This is a genomic window from Asticcacaulis solisilvae, assembly GCF_017875235.1.
Taxonomy (GTDB): domain Bacteria; phylum Pseudomonadota; class Alphaproteobacteria; order Caulobacterales; family Caulobacteraceae; genus Asticcacaulis; species Asticcacaulis solisilvae_A.
Genome location: NZ_JAGGMI010000010.1, coordinates 129,650 through 149,793 on the forward strand (window position 1 = coordinate 129,650; position 20,144 = coordinate 149,793).

The following is a 20,144-nucleotide window of genomic DNA, read 5'->3' on the forward strand; positions in this document are numbered from 1 at the left end:
TTCGTGATCTCCAGTGTGCGCGACGAGGCCCTGGAGCAACGCGATCTTGGGTGTCATGAAGCGCGGGGCTATTTGACGGCAGGCTGAAGCCGTCGGTTACCGCTTACACGCCGGCTGGCGGGACCACCGCCTGCGCCTGAGCGCCCAGCAGGTTACGGACCTCGGCAAACAACTCGACGGACTTCAGGCGCGCGGCGATGTCGTGGATCGGCATGGAGACGATCAGTTCGTCGGCTTCGGTCTGATTGAGGAAGTTGCCAAGGCGTTTGGCAATCGTCGCCTTCGAGCCAACCATGGCGTAGCGCAGCATATGGTCGATCATCGCCGTTTCTTCCGGCTTAAGGTCGGCGACGGCATCATAGGACGGACGCGGAAAGGGCACGCGGACATTGCGGCGCAGATTGGCGAAGGACTGCTGCATCGAGGTGTAGAGGAACTCGGCCTCGGCGTCGCTGTCGGCCGCCACGCCCATGACGCCGACCATGGTGTGGGGCCTGGCCAGAGAGTCGGATGGCCTGAAGTTGCTGCGGTAGATATGCAGGGCGTCGAACAGAAGTTCAGGCGCGAAGTGCGAGGCGAACGCATAAGGTAAGCCAAGCTGCGCCGCCAATTGTGCGCTGTAGAGCGATGAGCCAAGCAGCCAGATCGGCACATTGGCATTCATGCCCGGCACGGCCAGGATGCGCTGCCCTTCGTCCGGCGCGCCGAAATAGGCCTGAAGCTCGAGAATGTCCTGCGGGAAGCTGTCGACACCGTCGCCCATATTGCGGCGCAAGGCCCGCGCTGTCATCATGTCGGTGCCTGGGGCGCGGCCGAGGCCTAGATCGACCCGGCCGGGGAAGAGCGCCTCCAGCGTGCCGAACTGCTCGGCGATCACCAGCGGCGAATGGTTGGGCAGCATGATGCCGCCGGAACCAATCCGGATGGTTTTGGTTGCCTGGCCGACATGGGCAATCACAATGGAGGTCGCCGCCGAAGCAATGGCCGGCATGCCGTGATGTTCTGCCAGCCAGTAGCGCTCATAGCCGTGCGCTTCAGCCGCCTGCGCCATCCGCGCCGAATTGGCCAGGGCATCGGATACCGTGCCGCCTTCGGAAATCTGCGACAGGTCGAGGATGGAAAAGGGAATCATGGCGGCACTCCGGCACTCCAAAGCGATAGCTTTGGCAAGGGCGACCGTCCGCAGCCGCTCATGCGGCGAGCCTGCGCGGCCAATATGTCGCCTATGTAGGTGTTCCGGTTACGATTGGAAGGCAAGAAACAGGTGAATAAATCCTGCTGGCGGTTTGCCTTGTTAAAAAGCGCCCCCAAATACGAAGCGCAACAACCAATGGAGCCTCCCCATGGAATATCGCCAGCTTGGCCGGTCCGGCCTGAAAGTCCCCGTCCTCAGCTACGGCACCGGCACGTTCGGCGGCAAGGGCGACTTTTTTGAAAAGTGGGGCAATGCCGACGTCGCCGAAGCCACCCGGCTGGTTGATATCTGCCTCGATCACGGGATTAACTTCTTCGACACGGCCGATGTCTATTCGCGCGGCGCCTCAGAGGAAATCTTGGGCGCGGCGCTCAAAGGTCGCCGCGACAACGCCCTGATCTCGACCAAGGCCAGCTTCACCATGGGCGATGGCCCGAACGACAAGGGTTCGTCGCGCTACCACCTGATCCGTTCGGCCGAAGCCAGCCTGAAACGCCTCGGCACCGACCATATCGACCTCTACTTCATGCACGGCTTCGACGCCCTGACGCCGGTCGATGAGGTCCTGCACACGCTGGACACGCTGATCACCTCGGGCAAGGTCCGCTATATCGGCGTGTCGAACTTCTCGGGCTGGCACCTGATGAAGGCGTTGGCCACGTCTGAACGCTATGGCCTGGCGCGCTATGTCGCCTATCAGGGCTATTACTCGCTGATCGGCCGCGATTACGAATGGGAGCTGATGCCGCTGGCGCAGGACCAGGGTGTTGGCACCATGGTCTGGTCGCCGCTCGGCTGGGGACGCCTGACCGGCAAGATCAAGCGCGGCCAGGCGCCAAGCGAAGGCCGGATTGCTTCCGGCGGCGAAGGCGGCGGGCCTAAGGTTGATGACGAACACCTCTATAATGTTGTCGACGTGCTGGAAGAGATCGCCGGCGAGGTCGGCAAGACCATCCCGCAGGTCGCGCTCAACTGGCTGCTGCAACGTCCGACCGTATCCAATATCGTCGTCGGCGCCCGCAACGAAGCGCAGTTGATTCAGAACCTCGGCGCCGTCGGCTGGAACCTGACGACGGATCAGGTTGCGCGGCTCGACGCCGTCAGCCGCAAAGACCCGCCGTATCCTTACTGGCACCAGACGGGTTACAACGACCGCAACCCCAAGCCGACGCAGTGGTGATTTAAGAATGCAGGAGGCACGGCCTCCTGCACCTCGATACCTTGACAGCGAAGACTGAAACGTCGCAGCCCAGGCTGCACAAATGAAAACCCCCAAGGCCCTAAGCCTTGGGGGTTTTCATTTGTATATCTTAAGCCGCCGGCGCTTCAACCTGCACCGTTAGCATACCGGGGTGCAGGGGACGCGTCCCCTGCAATCTTAATCCACCGCTTCGGTCTTGGAACCGGCCTTGTCGACGCCGCCCTTGGTCGAGGGCGTGATGTCGAAGGCGATCTTGCCATCGACCAGCTTGACCAGGATATGGCCGCCCTTGACCAGCTTGCCGAAGAGGATTTCGTCGGCCAGCGGCTTCTTGATGTTTTCCTGGATGACGCGCGCCAGCGGACGGGCGCCATACAGTTCGTCGTAGCCGTTTTCCGCCAGCCACTTGCCGGCATCCTCGGTCAGCTCGATCGAGATGTGACGGTCGGCCAGCTGCATTTCCAGCTGCAGGATGAACTTCTCGACGACCTTCGAGATCACTTCCGGCTTCAGCTGCTTGAACGTCACGATGGCGTCCAGGCGGTTGCGGAATTCCGGCGTGAACAGGCGCTTGATGGCGGCTTCGTCTTCGCCCTGGACCTTTTCACGGCCAAAGCCGATCGAGTTCTTCTGGTTGTCCGAAGCGCCGGCATTGGTCGTCAGGATCAGCACGACATTGCGGAAGTCGACCTTCTTGCCCACCGCATCCGTCAGCTGGCCATGGTCCATGACCTGCAGCAGGATGTTGTAGATGTCCTGGTGCGCCTTTTCAATTTCGTCGAGCAGGACGATAGCGTGCGGTTGCTGGTCGACAGCATCGGTCAGCAGGCCGCCCTGGTCGTGGCCGACATAGCCCGGAGGCGCGCCGATGAGACGCGAAACCGTGTGGCGTTCCATGTATTCCGACATGTCGAAGCGTAGCAGGTCGATGCCGAGGGTCGATGCCAGTTGCTTGGCGACTTCCGTCTTGCCGACGCCGGTCGGGCCGGAGAACAGGTAGCAGCCGATCGGCTTTTGCGGATCGCGCAGGCCGGCCCGCGACAGCTTGATGGCGGTCGACAGTTGCTCGATGGCCTCGTCCTGGCCGAAGACAACCTGTTGCAGGTCGGTCTTCAGGTCACGCAGCGACTGGGTGTCGTCACGCGACACTGACTTCGACGGCACGCGGGCGATCTTGGAGATGACATATTCGATCTCCTTGGGCCCGATGACCTTCTTCCGCTTCGATTCCGGCAGGACCATCTGCAGCGCACCCGCTTCGTCGATCACGTCGATCGCCTTGTCCGGCAGCTTGCGGTCGGTGATGTAGCGCGCCGCCAGCTCGACGGCCGTCTTGATGGCGGCGTCGGTGTACTTCAGGTGGTGGAAGGTCTCATAGTAAGGCTTGAGGCCCTTCAGGATCTTGATGGTGTCGTCGAGCGTCGGCTCGTTGACATCGATCTTCTGGAAGCGGCGAACGAGCGCGCGGTCCTTTTCGAAGTGCTGGCGGTACTCCTTGTAGGTCGTGGAGCCCATGCAGCGCAGCGTGCCCGCGGCCAGGGCCGGCTTCAGCAGGTTGGATGCGTCCATAGCCCCGCCCGACGTCGCGCCCGCACCGATGACCGTGTGGATTTCGTCGATGAACAGGACGGCATTGGGGTGCGCTTCCAGTTCCTTGACGACCTGCTTGACGCGCTCTTCGAAGTCGCCGCGGTAGCGGGTGCCGGCCAGCAGCGTGCCCATGTCCAGCGAGTAGATGGTCGCGCCGGCCAGGACTTCCGGAACATCGCCTTCGACGATCTTCTTGGCCAGGCCTTCGGCGATGGCCGTCTTGCCGACGCCCGGATCGCCGACCAGCAGCGGGTTGTTCTTGGTGCGGCGGCACAGGATCTGGATGGCGCGCTCGACTTCGGCGGCCCGCCCGATCAGCGGGTCGACCTTGCCGTGACGCGACTTCTCATTGAGGTCGACGCAGTAGGCGGCCAGCGCGTCGGTCGAGCCGGCCTTGCCGCTCTTTTCCTCCGCGCTTCCGCCGGCAGGCGAAGCGCCCTCTTCCGTCGCGCCGCGAACTGGACGCGGCTCGGAAGCGCCGGGCTTCTTGGCGATGCCGTGGGCGATATAGTTTACCGCGTCGTACCGCGTCATTTCCTGTTCCTGCAGGAAGAAGGCGGCGTGCGATTCGCGTTCGGAGAAGATGGCGACCAGGACGTTGGCGCCGGTGACCTCGTCGCGGCCCGAGGACTGGACGTGGATGACGGCGCGCTGGATGACGCGCTGGAAGCCGGCGGTCGGCTTGGCCTCTTCCGAAGAGGGCTCGACCAGCGATTTCAGGTCGGTTTCGATATAGGCGTCAAGCGCTGTGCGCAGCTTGGCCAAATCGACATTACAGGCGCTCATGACGGCGGCGGCATCGACATCGTCGATCAGCGCCAGCAGGAGGTGCTCAAGAGTGGCATACTCATGATGATGGGCATTGGCGTGACCAACCGCGCGATGCAGGGTCTCTTCTAATGCGCTGGAAAAAGATGGCATGACGACCTCCTAAACCTCAAGCCTACGGTACTCTATATGGCAAAAACTCTAACTTACGGTTTAGGTCGGTTTTACCTTGTTCAAACTGAACCCGACCTGAACCTTACCTTCACGATTGCCCTCATCATCCGCCCTATTTCCTGACTCAAGAATTAACAAATGCGCTCTGCGGCGTAATTATAGTTAACCCTTTATCCCTGTCAGTCCTTCTCCATGGTGCACTGCAGCGGATGCTGGTGCCGGCGCGCCATGTCAACGACCTGAGCGACCTTGGTCTCGGCGACCTCATAGGTATAGACGCCGCACACACCCACGCCCGTCTGATGGACGTGCAACATGACCCGCGTCGCATCCTCGCGCGACTTGTTGAAGAAGCGCTCCAGGACGTAGACCACGAACTCCATCGGCGTGTAGTCGTCGTTGAGAATAAGAACGCGATACAGGGACGGCTTCTGCGGCTTCGGCTTGGCCTCGACCACAGCCAACGGCGCTCCGGCGGGCCGGGTGGTGCCCGCTCCCTTGTCGGCCGCTTCAATGCCTTGCAAATACGTCTCTTCGTTCAGTTCTTCGGATAGCCAAGCGCGCAACAATCGAAACCTCATCTTACCTTTTCGGCCATCCAGAAGCCCGGCGTCCCGGACACTTCTATAGATAGGCCGCTGCATGCGAACTGCAAGATAGCCCAAACAGACGCGCTGCAAATAGGAAATCGCCAAACAGGGCGATCACAGTTTTTTATGGCACGTGACAGAGTGGTGACGGACCGCGTCATGCCTGCGGCAAGCGGCCGCGCGGCGCGCCGTCACATAGCCCGGATCAAGCCGCGTATTTATTCCTTACTTATATTCCGCAACACCCGTCGCACACGGGGAGCCAATGCCATGCCCGATCTCGATCTCACCGCCGAAATGCTGGCGCGCATCCAGTTCGCCTTTACCGTTTCGTTTCACTTCCTGTTTCCCGCCTTCACCATCGGCCTTGCCTCGTTCCTGGCCGTGCTTAATGGCCTGTGGCTGTGGAAGAAGGACGATGTTTACCTACGCCTCTTCAACTTCTGGAAGACCATCTTCGCCGTGACGTTTGGCATGGGCGTCGTCTCCGGCATCGTCATGAGCTACCAGTTCGGCACCAACTGGGGCGCGTTCTCGGACAAGGCCGGCGCCGTCATCGGCCCGCTCATGGGCTATGAAGTCCTGACGGCCTTTTTCCTTGAGGCCGGCTTCCTGGGGATCATGCTGTTCGGCCTGAAACGCGTCGGACCGAAACTGCACTTCTTCGCGACCTGTATGGTGGCGGCCGGGACCTTGATGTCGGCCTTCTGGATCCTGGCGGCCAACAGCTGGATGCAAACGCCGCAGGGTCACATCCTGACACCGGAAGGCCTGTTCCAACCCAGGAGCTGGGTGGAGATCATTTTCAATCCGTCCTTTCCATATCGCCTGACGCATACCGTCATCGCCGCCTACTTGACGACCGCGTTCGCGGTCGGCGGCGTCGGCGCCTGGCACCTGCTGCGCGACAGCGAAAACCGCCAGGCACGCATCATGTTTTCCATGGCCATGTGGATGGCGGCCCTGGTCACGCCGGTCCAGATCTTCGTCGGCGACCTGCACGGGCTAAACACGCTAGAGCACCAGCCGGCCAAGATCGCGGCGATGGAAGGCCATTATGAGACGCACAAGGGTGCGCCGCTGATCCTGTTCGGCATTCCCGACGACAAGGCGGAAAAGACGCACCACGCCATCGAAATTCCGAAGCTCGGCTCTCTCATCCTGGCCCACGATCCGGATGCCGAGATCAGGGGGCTCAAGGAATGGAAGCGCGAGGACCGCCCGCCGGCGCTCATCCCCTTCTTCGCCTTCCGCGTCATGGTGGGCCTGGGCGTCCTGATGCTGCTGGTCGGGCTGTGGTCGCTGTGGGCGCGCTTCCGCAAGACCCTGTTCAGCGACCGCTGGCTACTCAAGGCCGCGGTGCTGCTGGGGCCATCCGGCTTCGTTGCCGTCCTGGCCGGCTGGTTCACCACAGAGGTCGGCCGGCAGCCCTATACGGTCTATGGCCTGCTCAGGCGTTCGGACAGCCTGTCCAATATCGACGCGCCGGCGGCCGCGGCCTCGCTCATCGCCTTTGTTGTCGTCTACTTCCTCGTCTTCGGCGCCGGCACCTTCTACATTTTCCGCCTGATGGGCACGACGCCCCGCGACATGGATGAACCGGCCAACGAGCTGGAAAAAGGCCCGATTCGGTCCGCCGGCATCGCGCCTGGACCGGCGCAAGGCGACAAACCGCATCCGGAGAACCAAGATGGCCATTGATCTACCCACCATCTGGGCGGCGCTGATCGCCTTTGCCGTCCTGGCCTATGTCGTGCTCGACGGCTTCGACCTGGGTGTCGGCATCCTGTTCTTCGTCTTTCCCGACAAGCATGACCGCGACGTGATGACCAATTCGATTGCGCCCGTATGGGACGGCAACGAAACCTGGCTGGTGCTGGGCGGTGGCGGGCTTCTGGCCGTCTTTCCGCTCGCCTACGCCACCGTCATGCCGGCACTATACGCGCCCATCATCGCCATGCTGCTGGCGCTCGTGTTTCGCGGCGTGGCGTTCGAATTCCGCTTTCGCACCGAACGGTGGCGGCCATTATGGGACATGGGTTTCATGCTGGGCTCGACCTTAGCGGCCTTTACGCAAGGCATCGCGCTCGGCGCCCTGATCCAGGGCATCCGCATCGAAGACCGCGCCTACGCCGGCGGCTGGTGGGACTGGCTGACGCCGTTCAGCCTGACGACGGGCGTCGCGGTTGTCGTCGGCTATACGCTGCTGGGCGCGACCTGGCTGAACCTGAAGACGCTGGGTGACGTCCAGGCGCGGGCGCGGAAATGGGCACTGATCACCGCCGTCGGCACTTTAGCCCTGATCGGCGTGGTCAGCCTGTGGACGCCGTTTATCAATCGCCTCTATTTCGAGCGTTGGTTCGGCTGGCCGACCGCCTTCTTCTCGGCCTTCGTGCCGTTGCTGCTGACCGGCTGCGCCTTCGCCCTGTGGCATGGGCTGAAGACCGACAAGCACCTGCAGCCTTTCCTGGCGGCGCTGGGCCTGTTCGTCCTCAGCTATGTCGGCATCGGTATCAGCTTCTTCCCCTACATTGTGCCGGGCGCCCTAACCTTTCATCAGGCGGCGGGGCCAGACAAGTCGCTGGGCTTCCTGCTGGTCGGCGCCGCCGTGCTCATCCCCATTATCCTCGCCTACACGGCCTATGCCTACTGGGTGTTCCGCGGCAAGATCGACCCGAAAGAGGGCTATCACTGATGGCGAAGAAGCTTCTGTGGTTTGCCGGGCTGTGGCTGGCGGGCGTGGCCACCGTCGGCGCGGTCGCTATGGTGATCAAGCTGATGCTCAATCATTAGCTCCTTCCGCTAAGCCCCCCTTCCGTCAGAGCCAAGGAGGCACAAAATTTAGGCCAATAAAAAACCCCGGACCGTATAGTCCGGGGTTTTTCAATTCAGTGTCGAACCGTGATTAACGGCCCAATCTTCTTAGCGATAGGACTGGAACTTCTCGACGGCGGCGGTGACGCGCGCGTTGATCGGCTTGAAGGTGTCCTTGAACGAGGTCGACAGGGTCTCGGTCAACTGGTTCATTTCAGCGACATAGGCTTCCATCGACGACTTGGCGTAACGCGACTGCAGTTCGATGACTTCCTGAACGCTCTTGGCGCCTTGCAGGGTCTTGCCGGCAGTGAGGGCTTCTTCCCAGTTCTTCTTCGCGAAGGCGACGGTCTGCGCGCCGATCGTTTCCGCGCCCTTGGTGGCGGCGGTCAGCGATTCGACGACGGCCTCGACATTGCCCTTCGACAGCGAGTTGACTTCGTTCAGGGCGCCAAGGGTCTTCTCGATCGAATCCTTGAAAGCCTGGTTGCCGGCCAGCGACATGCGCTCGACCGTATTCTTGATGGTGTCTTCGCCCGTTTCCATAGCAGAACTCCGGTTTGGTTTTGTTGGCACTAAAAGGTACGCGACCCCCTGTCCTCAACCTCCAGGGAATCTCGGTAACTTGGTTATCATATATCGCAGGTGCAGCACAGGGTCAAGCTTTTTTGTGCACCGCACAAAACGTTAACATTATCGTGAAGGGAATATTCGCCCCATATGGGAGATTCTTATCGCATCGGCGCGCATAGTGATTGTCTGTGGTAGCGCTAGCTCAAGGATCAATGACCTTTTTGTGTCAGGAAACTTGGCAAAGTGTGAGTGGACGCAATACGGTCACCTTTATATGTTCTTTATGGGGTTTAAGGGTTGCTTAATGACCCGCCGACATTCTGGGTGTAAGGTGACCGGGAAGACGCAACAAACGCCTTACCGGAGTCCAGAACGGGCAGGCTTTTTGTATGAGTTGAGGACAGCTTTGATGGGTAACATCCGGCAGGCGACAGGCGATATCGGGCAAGGGGAGCATACCGGTAATGGCGCGTCCACGCGCCAGACAGCTTTTGGCATCCGCAATGGTCTGGTGGCCTTCCTGGCGGCCGCCGCGGCGTTGACCGTTCCCGCAGCCGTTCAGGCACAGAACATTCCTTCCAACAGCAAGTACGCCGCCATCGTCGTCGACGCGCAGTCAGGTGAGGTGCTCTATGCCAACCGTGCCGATTCCGTCCGTTATCCGGCGTCGCTGACCAAGATCATGACGCTGTACATGGTCTTCGACGCCTTGGCACAGGGCAAGTTGAAGCCGACGGACACGATTACCATCAGTCAGAGGGCCGCTTCCCAGTCGCCCGTCAAGGTCTACCTGAAGCCCGGCGACACGATCGACGTCGATACCGCCATGCGCCTGACCGCGCTCTATTCCGCCAACGACCTGGCCGTGGCCTTGGCTGAAAAGGTCGGCGGCACGGAAGAGCGCTTCGCCGCTCTGATGACCATTCGCGCACAATCGCTGGGCATGACCAATACGCGCTTTACCAATGCCAATGGCTTACCCGACGCCCGTCAACTGTCGTCGGCACGCGACATGGCCATCCTGGCCCGAGCCGTCATGCGTGATTATCCGCAGTACTACAGCTACTTCAATGTAGAGAGCATGCAGTATCGCGGACGGACCTACGTCAATCACAATCCGCTCAAGGCCATTCCCGGGGTCGACGGTCTCAAGACGGGCTTTACCAACGCTTCGGGCTATAACCTCGTCGCCTCGCAGGTGAAGGGCAACCATCGTCTCGTAACGGTCATGCTGGGCGGCGCCAACAAGCTGCAGCGCCGCGAACATGTCACCGACTTGATGGAGGTCGGCTTCGACGTCATGGAGCGCCGTGCCCGCGGCGAAGTCATCACCGTTGCCCAGGCCGAGTTCACGCGCAAGGCGCTGGAACCAAAGATGCCTGACGGCCCGACGCCCTACACGCTGCTGGCCAGCAACAGCAATCCTTTGACGGATTCGCAACTGCGTGAAGCGCTGGAGGACAGCGAAGAGGCCAATGCGACCGATATCGACGTCCAGCGCGTCAGCGCCATGGTCAAGGCGCCGGACGTGGTCCAGGCCCTGACCCAGGACGGCCAGTCCGACAATACCGGCCCGCAGCCCTATCTGGCGCTGAAGGCCGCGGTCGCCGCCCCGGCCTATGAGCCGATCCCGCAGGTGGCGCACGCCACCGAGGAAGCGCCCAAGCCGGTCAAGGTCGTCAACAGGTCGGAAGCCAACAAGGCCGCGGCCATCGAGGCCAACCGCAAGGCGCTCGCCGAAAAGACGACGGCCACCAAGACGGCTGACAAGAAGAAGGCTGACGCCAAAACAAAGCTGGCTGCCGCCGACGACGAGGACGACGACAAGAAGTCCGCCAAGGGCAAGAAGGCCAAGAAGAACGCCAAGGCGCAGTGGGCCGTCCAGGTCGGAGCCTTCAAGGACAAGTCGATGGCTTCGGACTGGGTCAGGAGCGTCAAGATGCGCTTCGATGACGCCCTGGCCGATGGCACGTCGCAGGTGTCGAAGAATGAAAACGGCTGGTACCGCACGCGCTTCGCGGACCTGACCAAGGAACAGGCGGAAAAGGCTTGCAAGAGCATGAGCGCCAAGCGCCTGGACTGCATGGTGATCAAGCCCAACGCGTAAAACGTATGGGGTGTGGGGGCTGTGCTCCCCCAAAGCCTTCAAAATCAAAAGAAAAGCCTGGCCCCCAAAAAGGCCAGGCTTTTCTTTTGATTTTGAAGGCTTTGGGGAAACCCCGATAGTTTTAAGGCGCAGGCATGACCACCTTCGCCGTCGCGTCTTCGCGATAGTCAAACCCGCCGACCTCGACCCACTGGCCGTCCTTTTCCACCTTCGACCGCGTCCGGTAAATACCGTCGGTCCCTAGGACACCCGTCGACTTCAGCGCGGCCAGGCCTTTGACGCCGTGCACCGCCTCCTCCATCTCAAAGGCCACGGGCCCCGTCGGGCGGATCGTGCCGGTCGTATGGAATCCGCCTGTCGTGAAATAGTGGAAGATGTAGTTGCCGGTGTCCTTGTCGCGGAAGATAAGCGATTCACCGGCATAGGCGCCATTATTGACCGAGTGCACGATACGGATCGCATGACCGCCGACCGCCCACTCCCAGCGCTGGATGTCCTCGGCCTTGGCGTCCTTTGTCCCCTGGCCGCGCCAGGTTTTTCCGACCATAATCGCGAACGGCGCATAGGCCGCCCGGCCACTCATGGCTTCCGGCAAGGGCGCAGGTTGCGCCAATGCCGCCATCGGCACGGACAGGGCAATAACGGATGCAAGAACAAGTTCGCGGATCATATCGGCGCCTCCCAGCCATGACAGAACACGCCCGTAAGCACGTCCTGTCAAGTTATCGCCGTCGCAACAGCAAATCTCGCGCCGCATTCAACGCGCTGGCGCGTTTGACGTCGCCGCCCTGGTCCGGATGCGCCGCCTTCATCAACCGCTTCCACGCCTCCTTTACCGCCCGGCGGTCGGCGCCGACGGGCAGGTCCAGGGTCTGATAGGCGCGGACCTCTTCCGGCGTGAAGCTACTGGCCGGCTGCGGCTGAGTGGGCCGGAACGGCGTGGCGAAGCGAACCGAGCTTGAGACAATCAGGGACAGCACAGCCAGCACTATGCCCACCGCCCAGGCGCCGCGCGCCATCTGGCTGATCGCCAGCGCCATCAGGATAAACCCAACCACGCCACGCACGGCGCGGAACTGCTGAAACCACGGCCCGCCCTTGAACTTGCCCAGCCGCACCTCGCGCCCTACCCAGACCAGCAACAGAAATACGGCAATCGCCCCGACAATCCAGATCACGCCACGGCCTCGGTCGTCGTATTTTCAAGCCCGAGCGACTGCATCAGCGCCAGCAGCTCCTGCCTCGCGGCGACGTGGCTCATGGTCAGGGCCACAGGCTTCACCTCCGGCGAAAGGTCAGTCACCGTCAGGCCGAACGGAAACAGCTCGCGATAGATGACGCGGTCGCGAAGGCCCGGCAGGACGCTAAAACCGACGCGGCGGCTCAGGGCATGGACCTTTTCATCGACCCGCCTACGGTTGCGCGCCTCGGTGGCGGCCAGGCGGTTGCGCAGGACGATCCAGTCGATCGACTTGCCGTCCCACACGGCGCGCTGCTTGCGCGAGTTCCAGACGGTTTCGGCGTAGATCGACGGCCGGCGGATATCGAGCGTCACCGGATCGACTTCCCCCAGCAGGTCGAAATCGATAAAGCTGTCATTCATCGGCGTGATGATCAGGTGCGCGGCCGCGTGGGCTCGCCGCGACAGCACGTGATCGCCGCCCGGTGTGTCGATCAGGATAAAGTCGGCCTCCAAAGCCTCGTTCAGTGCTCGGTCGAACGCCCGCTTGGCGTCCACTTCCGGCGCTTCCAGCAGCCTGGCCGGCTTGTCGGCAAGAAAGGGCTCGACGGCGTGCGGCACAGTCTTTTGATTGGCAGCCGCCCACTGGACGCGATTGGAAAAGAAGCGCGCCAGTGACCTTTGGCGCAGGTCGAGGTCGATGAAGGCGACGCGGCGGCCCTGATGCAGCAGGTGAACGGCCGCGTGCATGGCGACGGTGGACTTGCCGGCCCCGCCCTTTTCATTGCCGAAAACCAGGATACGCGCGTTGGACATTCCGAACTCCTGTCCCTGTCATACACGACTCACGGGACAGATGCTAATTAGGCGCTCACGCCCCTCTCCACCAGATGCGCGGCAAAGTGCCCCCAAGACATTGACGTGGGTAAGTCGGGACGCAAACATGCGCGGCGCTCTAGCGCTGAAGAGGCGGTAGAGCTATATTGTCACACATGACCGCAGATTCTGATTTCCTCGTCCGCACCGAATCCATCCGTATTCACACGGAGGAGGACTTCGAAGGCATGCGCAAGGCGGGCCGCATCGCCGCCGGTTGCCTGGACATGCTGATCCCCCATGTCGTCCCGGGCGTGCGCACCTCGCACCTCGACGACCTGGCGCGCGAATATATCTACGACCACGGCGCCCTGCCGGCCTGCCTGTACTATCGCGGCTACCAGCACACGGTCTGCATCTCGCCGAACCACATCGTCTGCCACGGCATTCCGTCGGACAAGACCTTACGCGACGGCGACATCGTCAATATCGACGTTACCGCCATTATCGGCGGCTGGCACGGCGACACGTCGCGTATGTACGAGGTCGGCCAGGTCGCCCCCAAGGCTCGGCGACTCGTCGACATCACCTACGAATCGCTGCGTCTCGGCCTTGAGCAGGTCAAGCCCGGCAATACCTTTGGCGACATCGCCCACGCCATCCAGAAGTACGCCGAGGCCCAGCGCTGCTCGGTCGTGCGCGAATTCTGCGGTCACGGCCTAGGCCGCGTCTTCCACGACAATCCGAACGTCCTGCACTTCGGCAAGGCCGGCACCGGCCCGCGCCTGGAAAAGGGCATGTTCTTCACGATCGAGCCGATGATCAATCTCGGCAAGCCCGAGGTGAAGGTGCTCAACGACGGCTGGACCGCGGTCACCCGCGACAAGAGTCTGACGGCGCAATGCGAGCACAGCGTCGGCGTCACCGATACCGGCGTCGAGATCTTCACGGCTTCGCTGATCGACCGCTTCCGCCCCTAGAAGCCCTGCTTACTTCGCGTCCCGCCAGCGCCCGCCATATTGAAATGTGGCGGGTTTGCTTTTGTGGACGAAAACCGTGATGCTGTCACCAGTCTCCGGAACGAGATAAAGCGCGTCCTTGATAACCACCGTGCCGGCATATCGCCCTTGGTCTCGCGGGGAAACGAACTCGAAATCCACAACACTTTCGGCTTTTACGCGATATCGTCTTGATTTCGAAAAAGATCTTTTTGTCGCTTCGGCGTCGCGGCAATCTATGTCCCGGTCCGGCCCAGCAAACCAGCCGCTTTCGACAACGACACAATGACTTTTGATACGATTGGCGCGGCCTTCGGTGCGTATATAGTTTTTGGCAAGATCGCCGTCGTGCCAGAGGGTCATCAGGCCCCATACCGACATGACAGTAATGCCCAGCACACCGCCAATGATCCGGTTTTTATAGTAGCTCCACATGGCTTCGACTTACCGCAAACGACCAAAGAAAGCGTCTCTGCATATGGTGAACCGCAACTTAAGGAAGCGCTGGCTTTTTGTAGCCACTGAGGCTAGCCTTAACGTGGAATGGAGAGCACCTTGGACGACATTGCCCTAGCCTTGCCTGACCATGGCGGGCATCGCCAAAGGCTGCGCGACCGGGCGCGAAAGGGCGGCGTTTCGGCGCTGCCTGAATACGAACTGCTCGAACTCTTCCTGTTCCGCGCGATCCCTCAACGCGACGTCAAGCCTCTGGCCAAGGCCCTGCTTGCCCGCTTCGGCTCGCTGGCCGCGGCCTTGTCGGCGCCACTCGAAGACATGCTCCAGGTGTCGGCGCGCGACAACAAGGGCCGCGCCCTCAGGATGACGCCCGATATCGCGCTCGATCTGCAACTGATGTTCGAAGCGACACGGCGGCTGGTCGCCGAGCCATTGAAACGGACAACGGTTATCGCCTCATGGTCGGCGCTTGTATCCTATCTCAGGGTGACGCTGGCCCACGAACCGCGCGAACAGTTCCGTGTCCTGTTCCTCGACAAGAAGAACCAGCTGATCGCCGATGAGGTCATGGGCGTCGGCACGGTCGATCACGCTCCGGCCTATCCGCGCGAAATCATGCGCCGGGCGCTGGAACTGTCCGCCAGCAACATCATCCTGGTCCATAACCATCCGTCGGGCGATCCACAGCCCAGCCAGGGCGATATCGAGATGACGCGGCTGATCGTCAAGGCCGGCCAGCCCCTGAAGATCACCATCCATGACCACCTGATCGTCGGCCGGGAGGGCGTCACAAGTCTGCAGCAGTTGGGGGTGATGTGAGTTAACCTGGGCGGCCTCAGGCTCCCTGCTCCCTATCGCGAAGCGATGGGGAGGAGGACCACACGAGTGAGCAAACGAATGAGATGTGGTAGTGGGTATTCGATCGGAGTCGCGCCCCTCCGTCACCTTCGCTTCGCTCGCTGACACCTCCCCGTTGCTTCGCAACAGGGAGGAGAAAAACAGCCTCAATAAACGAAGTCGATTTCCATGAAGGCCACGACTTCCGGGACCCACTTGCCCTGTACGAAGGCAACATGGTCAGGGTGCTCATTATAGGCCTGATAGGTTTCGTTCGAGGCGAACTCCATCGAGACACCGTAGGTAAAGTCGTTCTTACGGCTGATCTGCGGCATGACCTGAAGGTTGAGCACCCCAGGAATATCGGCCAGCTTCGCCAGCGCCTTGAGGAAATCGGCTTCCTCGGGCGAACCCTTGGCGTGTTTCAAGCGGAACGGGACGATGTGCCGGATCATGAAAACCTCTCTGGTCGGAAAGTCAGCGAGGCCGGGTCTCAGATCCCGTACCCGCCGACAGGTTCGGTGACCGTATGCTGCCCGAAGCCGGCGATCAAGGGCATTGCCGCCTTGATCGTCTCCGCGATGCTGGGAATGGCCAGCGACGCCTTGTGGCTTTCGGCGTTGTCCCAGACCTCAGTAACCCAGACCGTGTCCGCATCCTCTGGATCCCTGGCCACGACATAACTCCTGCAGCCTGGCATATCGCCGACACTGCCGGTCATCAGCGCGATCAGTTCATCGCGCTTGCCCGGATGCGCCTTGAAGCTTCCGATCAGTCCGTACATCTCTACCTCCGCTAAAGGGTCGCCAAACCCTATAGCGCCACCGGCACAAATCCGTCAGCAGGTCAGTCCCGCGTTATCGGATTGATGCCAAGGGCCTGCACGGCTTCGATCGAGACCTGGCCCTGCGGCAGGTCGTTATCGGCCTGGAACTTCTGCATGGCGGCAACGGTCTGCGGTCCCAGATTGCCATCGATGGCGCCCGGGTTGTAGCCCTTGGCGGCCAGGGCCTTCTGGACCATCACGATCAGCTTGGGAGACGCGTTGCGGTCGCACAGGACCTGGCGCCAGACCCCCTCGGCGCGGCCAGTGACGCGGGTCTTCTCGACCTCCTTATAGACCGCCGGGACGGTATAGGTCTTGACCTGCTCCTCGGTGACCAGTTCCTTGACCTGGCGCTTTTCGTAGACGGCCGGGACCGTATACTCCTCAACGCGTTCCGGACGTTCGACGACTTGGCGCTTGACCTGGCGCGTCACGGCCGGCACCTCGATGCGACGGACGCGTTCGGGCTCGACCATCACCTTGCGCTTTTCCGTGCGGTATTCCGCGGGAATGTCTTTCAGGCACCACACGGCCGGCGGATTGCCGCTGTCAAGATAGCGGCGGCCTTCTTCGTCGGCCTCGACGCGCACCGGCTCCTTGCCAGGCCACGCCAGGTAACCGTCTTCGCGGTAGCGCACCGGGCGGTGATCGCCAGGCGTCACCAGCGGCGCATCAATCGGCTCGCCCTCGGTCTTCACCCACTCCTGGCGAGCAGGCGATACCATGACCTGCTCGACGCGGACCTCGTAGCGGGCGGGAATGACCTCCTCGCGGAAGCCGGCTTCACGGATGACTTCGGTTTCCATGCGCGTCGTCACAACGGCCGGAATGACGCGGCGCTCGATGCGCTCAGGCTTCACCAGGACCTCTTTTTCGACGGTGCGGTACTGCGCCGGAAGGATGCGCTTTTCAACGCGTTCGGGCGTGACCAGCACCTGCTCGGTATAGACTTCGCTTTGCGGTCCCAGCAGCAGTCGGGCATAACATTCGCCCGGCTTGGCGTCGCGGCGGATGTTTTCGGGCAGTTCCTTCCAGGCCGGGTCCTTGTCGTCGCAGGCGATAATCCTGCCGTCGACGTCGCGCTTCACGGGCGGCAGCGGATTGTCGCGCGGGTCGGCGGGCGCGGCGGAGCTGGTGCCGGTCGCGAAGACCTTGCCGGTCTGTTTGGCGGCCTGCTTCGAATCCTTCTTGAATGTCTCGCTGACGACCGGCTTGACCGCCGGCTTCGCGAAGGCGTCGGCGGATACACCGAGCCCCATCAGCGCAACAAGCGCCAGCAATGTTGCACCCGATTTCAATTCGCGACGCAGCAACGACGTGGACACAGCAGCAACCCCAGTATGACTAAACGAATGAGGTCAAATTTTAACGCTTTTTAAACCGCGCCGCCAACCCCTCTCGCTCAGGACGGGTAAATTAAAAGCGTTTTCCCGCTTGACTTCCACCGTCACATTCCCAATCAAGCGCGCAATTTCGTAATTCCTCCCCGCAAGGTTCCCATCCATGATCTCCCGTTACGCCCGCAAGGAAGCCGCCGCCATCTGGGACGCGGCCGCAAAATACAAGATCTGGTTCGAGATCGAGGCCCATGCCGCGACCAAGATGGCCGAGCTGGGTGTGATTCCCACCGACGCCGCCGAAACGCTTTGGGCCAAGGGCAAGGACGCGCAGTTCGATTCGGACCGCATCGATGAGATCGAACGCACCGTAAAGCACGACGTCATTGCTTTCTTGACCCACGTTTCGGAAATTGTTGGGCCGGAAGCGCGTTTCCTGCATCAGGGCATGACCTCGTCGGACGTGCTCGACACCTGCTTCGCCGTCCAGCTCCAGCGCTCGGCCGATCTTCTGATCGAAGGCGTCGACTTGGTGCTCAAGGGCCTGAAGCGCCGCGCCGAGGAGCACAAGTTCACCCCGACGGTCGGCCGCAGCCACGGCATCCACGCTGAGCCGGTGACCTTTGGCCTCAAGCTGGCCGGTTACTACGCCGAATTCGTCCGCGCCCGTAAGCGCCTGGAAGTCGCGCGCGAGGAGATCTCGACCTGTGCCATCTCCGGCGCCGTCGGAACCTTCGCCAATGTCTCGCCCGAAGTCGAAGCCTATGTCGCCGACAAGATGGGCCTGAGCATCGAGCCCGTCTCGACCCAGGTCATTCCGCGCGACCGCCACGCCGCCTTCTTCGCGGCGCTCGGCGTCGTCGCCTCGTCGATCGAGCGCCTGGCCGTTGAAATCCGCCACCTGCAGCGCACCGAAGTCCTCGAAGCCGAAGAGTTCTTCTCCGCCGGCCAGAAGGGCTCGTCGGCCATGCCGCACAAACGCAACCCGGTCCTGACTGAAAACCTTACGGGGCTTGCCCGTCTCGTCCGCTCGGCCGTCGTGCCGGCCATGGAAAACGTCGCGCTGTGGCACGAGCGCGATATCTCGCACAGCTCGGTCGAACGCGGCATCGCGCCAGACGCCTGCGTTCACCTCGACTTTGCGCTCCGCCGTCTGGCCAATGTGATTGAGAACCTGCTGGTCTATCCGGAAAACATGCAGAAGAACCTCGACCGCCTGGGCGGCCTGGTCCACTCGCAGCGCGTCCTCCTAGCCCTGACACAAAAGGGCATGTCGCGCGAAGACAGCTACTCGGCCGTCCAGCGCAACGCCATGAAGGTGTGGCGCGGCGAAGGCAACTTCCTCGACTTCCTGGCCGCCGACGAAGACGTGTCGAAATTCTTCACGCGCGCTGAGCTTGAGCCATTTTTCAACATTGATTATCACACCAAGCACGTCGACACGATCTTCCAGCGCGTGTTTGGCTAAGTAAGACGCCCCACCACCACGCCCCTTCGGGTCGCGGTCCCCCTCCCCATGCCTTCGGCACGGGGAGGAGATACAGAGCACGATCACTCCTCCCTGTCGCGAAGCGATGGGGAGGGGGACCGCACAACTGAGCAAAGCGAAGGCGATGCGGTGGTGGGGCCCTTTCAACGGTAGAACCATGCAACTCCTCTCCGACGCCTTCGACACAGCCGGCTATGTCAGCCGCTTCACCAACAAGGGCCGCATCCGGCTGGAAGGCGCCGTGTCCGCGACCGATGCCGACACCATCCACCATGCGTTGGAGCAGGAGACCCCATGGGAATTGCAACTGGTGTCCAAGGAAGGCCGGCCGGAAATCATCAACCGGCGTGAGCTCAACGCCTTGCCCGAATCGGAAATCCAGCAGAGGCTTCAGGACGCCGCCGAGCGCGCGCAATCGGGCCTGTCGTGGCTGCGCCTGGGCGTGAACCTGCTTGATAAGTCAGGTGAGGATTTTCCGCTAACGCCTTTCGCCAGCTTGCTTAAATCGCCGCAATTCGCGCAATTTTGCGGTGAACTGACCGGCCTGTCCGACCTCACTCTGACCGAGCTGTCGGCCGTCTGCTATCGCCCCGGCGACTTCTTCACCCAGCATACCGACCTGGCCGCGCGCCTGTGCTTCGAATGGAATTTCAGCCGCGACTGGCGCGCCGACTGGGGCGGCCAGGTCCTTTTCCATTCGCCGTCGGGTGATATAGAAGGCGGCATCTCGCCGCGCCTCAACGACCTGTCGCTCTATGCTGGCGACCAGCCGCGCTCGATCGCTTCGGTCGCGCCCTACGCCGGCACGCCGCGTTTTTCCGTCATCGGAAGGTTCGTTTAGGAACCGGCCTTGATCGCTTCGCGCGACTGGGCCAGGAATTCGGCCGCCTTGACGCGGACCTCGGCTTCGCGGATCACGATGCGCGAAGCCGTCAGATCACCGACGATTTTGCGGATCACGTCTTCTTCGGAGGCATTCGTCGATTTGCCGAGTGCCAGGGCGTAGTTTTCGATCGATTCGCCGCTCAGACCCATTTTTTCGCCGGCCCACAGGCCAATCAGCCGGTTGCGGCGTTCGGCGGCCAGAAATTCGAACCCTTTCGCGGCATCGTCCGGCTTTACGGCCGGTGACACATCGGAAATACGCTCGTTCATACTGGACATCTGGGCAAACCTTTCAGGCAGAGTTCTGT

At 61.7% G+C, this 20,144-nt stretch carries 21 protein-coding genes; 9 read left to right on the top strand and 12 right to left on the bottom strand.

The annotated features are described in order from the left end of the window. Nucleotides 1-103: 103 nt before the first annotated feature. Complete coding sequence (locus J2X24_RS16465; RefSeq protein ID WP_209724088.1) at nt 104-1,132, bottom strand: LLM class flavin-dependent oxidoreductase; 1,029 nt, start codon at nt 1,130-1,132, stop codon at nt 104-106. Nucleotides 1,133-1,343: 211 nt separating this feature from the next. On the opposite strand from J2X24_RS16465, the gene J2X24_RS16470 reads away from it, so the two are divergent. Next, nucleotides 1,344-2,375 (top strand): aldo/keto reductase, encoded by a 1,032-nt coding sequence (locus tag J2X24_RS16470; protein WP_209724090.1) that lies wholly within the window; start codon nt 1,344-1,346, stop codon nt 2,373-2,375. Between the two features lie 198 nt (nt 2,376-2,573). Here J2X24_RS16470 and clpA read toward each other — a convergent pair whose 3' ends face one another. Continuing rightward, nucleotides 2,574-4,907, bottom strand: coding sequence for an ATP-dependent Clp protease ATP-binding subunit ClpA (gene clpA / locus J2X24_RS16475; protein ID WP_209724091.1), 2,334 nt, complete (start codon nt 4,905-4,907; stop codon nt 2,574-2,576). Between the two features lie 200 nt (nt 4,908-5,107). Continuing rightward, a complete protein-coding gene (clpS, locus tag J2X24_RS16480; RefSeq protein ID WP_245344785.1) occupies nt 5,108-5,392 on the bottom strand; it encodes an ATP-dependent Clp protease adapter ClpS in 285 nt (94 codons plus the stop codon). 396 nt (nt 5,393-5,788) lie between these two features. Between clpS and J2X24_RS16485 the strand changes: the two genes are divergently transcribed. From J2X24_RS16485 to J2X24_RS16495, 3 genes are read left to right on the top strand one after another with little or no spacing between them, the layout of a single operon-like run. Beyond that, entirely contained in the window at nt 5,789-7,219 is a 1,431-nt protein-coding gene (locus J2X24_RS16485) for a cytochrome ubiquinol oxidase subunit I (protein WP_245344761.1), read from the top strand. Further along, the gene (gene cydB / locus J2X24_RS16490) at nt 7,209-8,213 is read left to right on the top strand and encodes a cytochrome d ubiquinol oxidase subunit II (RefSeq protein ID WP_209724093.1); all 1,005 of its coding nucleotides are present in this window, start codon (nt 7,209-7,211) and stop codon (nt 8,211-8,213) included. Before J2X24_RS16485 ends, cydB begins: the two co-directional genes overlap by 11 nt. Beyond that, the gene (locus J2X24_RS16495; protein WP_209724095.1) at nt 8,213-8,311 is read left to right on the top strand and encodes a DUF2474 family protein; all 99 of its coding nucleotides are present in this window, start codon (nt 8,213-8,215) and stop codon (nt 8,309-8,311) included. Before cydB ends, J2X24_RS16495 begins: the two co-directional genes overlap by 1 nt. 129 nt (nt 8,312-8,440) lie before the next feature. Here the strand turns inward: J2X24_RS16495 and J2X24_RS16500 are convergent, their stop codons facing one another. After that, nucleotides 8,441-8,878, bottom strand: a complete 438-nt coding sequence (locus tag J2X24_RS16500; protein WP_209724097.1) for a phasin family protein — start codon at nt 8,876-8,878, stop codon at nt 8,441-8,443. Nucleotides 8,879-9,314: 436 nt separating this feature from the next. Here J2X24_RS16500 and J2X24_RS16505 point away from each other — a divergent pair, with 436 nt between their 5' ends. After that, a complete protein-coding gene (locus J2X24_RS16505) occupies nt 9,315-11,012 on the top strand; it encodes a D-alanyl-D-alanine carboxypeptidase (protein WP_209724099.1) in 1,698 nt (565 codons plus the stop codon). Nucleotides 11,013-11,133: 121 nt separating this feature from the next. Here the strand turns inward: J2X24_RS16505 and J2X24_RS16510 are convergent, their stop codons facing one another. From J2X24_RS16510 to J2X24_RS16520, 3 genes are read right to left on the bottom strand one after another with little or no spacing between them, the layout of a single operon-like run. Continuing rightward, the gene (locus J2X24_RS16510; protein ID WP_209724101.1) at nt 11,134-11,682 is read right to left on the bottom strand and encodes a hypothetical protein; all 549 of its coding nucleotides are present in this window, start codon (nt 11,680-11,682) and stop codon (nt 11,134-11,136) included. 52 nt (nt 11,683-11,734) lie between these two features. Beyond that, nucleotides 11,735-12,190, bottom strand: coding sequence for a J domain-containing protein (locus tag J2X24_RS16515; protein WP_209724103.1), 456 nt, complete (start codon nt 12,188-12,190; stop codon nt 11,735-11,737). Continuing rightward, nucleotides 12,187-13,008: a division plane positioning ATPase MipZ gene (locus J2X24_RS16520; protein ID WP_209724106.1), complete on the bottom strand. Its 822-nt coding sequence runs from the start codon at nt 13,006-13,008 to the stop codon at nt 12,187-12,189. The genes J2X24_RS16515 and J2X24_RS16520 overlap by 4 nt, the downstream gene beginning before the upstream one ends. A gap of 176 nt (nt 13,009-13,184) precedes the next feature. Here J2X24_RS16520 and map point away from each other — a divergent pair, with 176 nt between their 5' ends. Then, nucleotides 13,185-13,988 carry a type I methionyl aminopeptidase gene (gene map / locus J2X24_RS16525; RefSeq protein ID WP_209724108.1) on the top strand — a complete coding sequence of 268 codons (804 nt, stop codon included), beginning with the start codon at nt 13,185-13,187 and terminating at the stop codon, nt 13,986-13,988. 9 nt (nt 13,989-13,997) lie between these two features. On the opposite strand, the gene J2X24_RS16530 is transcribed toward map, so the two are convergent. Then, entirely contained in the window at nt 13,998-14,441 is a 444-nt protein-coding gene (locus J2X24_RS16530; RefSeq protein WP_209724110.1) for a hypothetical protein, read from the bottom strand. 108 nt (nt 14,442-14,549) lie between these two features. On the opposite strand from J2X24_RS16530, the gene radC reads away from it, so the two are divergent. Further along, on the top strand, nt 14,550-15,281 hold the full coding sequence (gene radC / locus J2X24_RS16535; RefSeq protein ID WP_209724111.1) for a RadC family protein: 732 nt from the start codon (nt 14,550-14,552) through the stop codon (nt 15,279-15,281). A 185-nt stretch (nt 15,282-15,466) separates the two neighbouring features. Here the strand turns inward: radC and J2X24_RS16540 are convergent, their stop codons facing one another. The 3 genes from J2X24_RS16540 to J2X24_RS16550 all read right to left on the bottom strand — a co-directional run bounded on the left by J2X24_RS16540 (nt 15,467) and on the right by J2X24_RS16550 (nt 17,450). Further along, the gene (locus tag J2X24_RS16540; RefSeq protein WP_209724113.1) at nt 15,467-15,754 is read right to left on the bottom strand and encodes a Dabb family protein; all 288 of its coding nucleotides are present in this window, start codon (nt 15,752-15,754) and stop codon (nt 15,467-15,469) included. Between the two features lie 38 nt (nt 15,755-15,792). Then, nucleotides 15,793-16,083 (bottom strand): putative quinol monooxygenase, encoded by a 291-nt coding sequence (locus tag J2X24_RS16545; RefSeq protein WP_209724114.1) that lies wholly within the window; start codon nt 16,081-16,083, stop codon nt 15,793-15,795. A 62-nt stretch (nt 16,084-16,145) separates the two neighbouring features. Further along, nucleotides 16,146-17,450: a peptidoglycan-binding domain-containing protein gene (locus J2X24_RS16550; RefSeq protein ID WP_310004289.1), complete on the bottom strand. Its 1,305-nt coding sequence runs from the start codon at nt 17,448-17,450 to the stop codon at nt 16,146-16,148. A 178-nt stretch (nt 17,451-17,628) separates the two neighbouring features. Here J2X24_RS16550 and purB point away from each other — a divergent pair, with 178 nt between their 5' ends. Both purB and J2X24_RS16560 read left to right on the top strand, forming a co-directional pair. Continuing rightward, the gene (gene purB / locus J2X24_RS16555; RefSeq protein WP_209724115.1) at nt 17,629-18,930 is read left to right on the top strand and encodes an adenylosuccinate lyase; all 1,302 of its coding nucleotides are present in this window, start codon (nt 17,629-17,631) and stop codon (nt 18,928-18,930) included. A gap of 178 nt (nt 18,931-19,108) precedes the next feature. Next, nucleotides 19,109-19,792: a 2OG-Fe(II) oxygenase family protein gene (locus tag J2X24_RS16560; protein WP_209724116.1), complete on the top strand. Its 684-nt coding sequence runs from the start codon at nt 19,109-19,111 to the stop codon at nt 19,790-19,792. Here the strand turns inward: J2X24_RS16560 and J2X24_RS16565 are convergent. Then, complete coding sequence (locus J2X24_RS16565; protein ID WP_245344764.1) at nt 19,789-20,106, bottom strand: ATPase inhibitor subunit zeta; 318 nt, start codon at nt 20,104-20,106, stop codon at nt 19,789-19,791. The genes J2X24_RS16560 and J2X24_RS16565 overlap by 4 nt on opposite strands. Nucleotides 20,107-20,144: the final 38 nt, after the last annotated feature.